The following is a 472-nucleotide window of genomic DNA, read 5'->3' as shown; positions in this document are numbered from 1 at the left end:
CGTTGCAAGGTGATATGCTGCTTTTTCAGGATTCATTGCTTCCTTTGCACCGGAAAGTGCGCGTGTGAACGTGCCGCCGAGGACGCGAACGTCATCGCTCAAGAAACTTGTCGCATTAAGCAGCGTATGTACGAAGATCCAGCTTCTTAATTGTTCAAACGTATCGTCGTTGACGATCTTGTCTGCTGCTGCATAGAATTTTGGCTCTGTAACGCCGATCTTGTCAGGCGTCGTCTTGACGATTTGCTTTGCGGCAGCGCCAAGGTCGATCGTGGTCGAAAGCTTGGAGAAGTCTTCAAACGAATACGGATTGTAAACTTTGACGTAATCGGCACGTTCGGTGCTGTCTTTTTGGAATGGTGCAATCAAGCGATCGTATTCGATAGCTTCGCTGATCGTCTTTTTGGCAAATTCAGCATCGTATCCGGCTTTTTCAAAAAGCTTTTCAAGCATGTCTGATAAGACCGAAAGC

1 protein-coding gene is annotated in these 472 nt (G+C 47.2%); it reads right to left on the bottom strand.

What is annotated here, in order from left to right; genetic code table 11:
• Positions 1–453 (bottom strand): M13 family metallopeptidase N-terminal domain-containing protein (locus KJQ99_RS09640; protein WP_284467057.1); only part of this gene is annotated, 453 nt, incomplete at its 3' end.
• Between the last annotated feature and the right edge of the window lie 19 nt (positions 454–472).

Origin of the sequence: Campylobacter sp. 2018MI13 (assembly GCF_018501135.1) — a bacterium.
In the GTDB taxonomy this organism is placed as follows: domain Bacteria; phylum Campylobacterota; class Campylobacteria; order Campylobacterales; family Campylobacteraceae; genus Campylobacter_E.
This window is presented reverse-complemented; position numbering and strand designations above follow the sequence as displayed.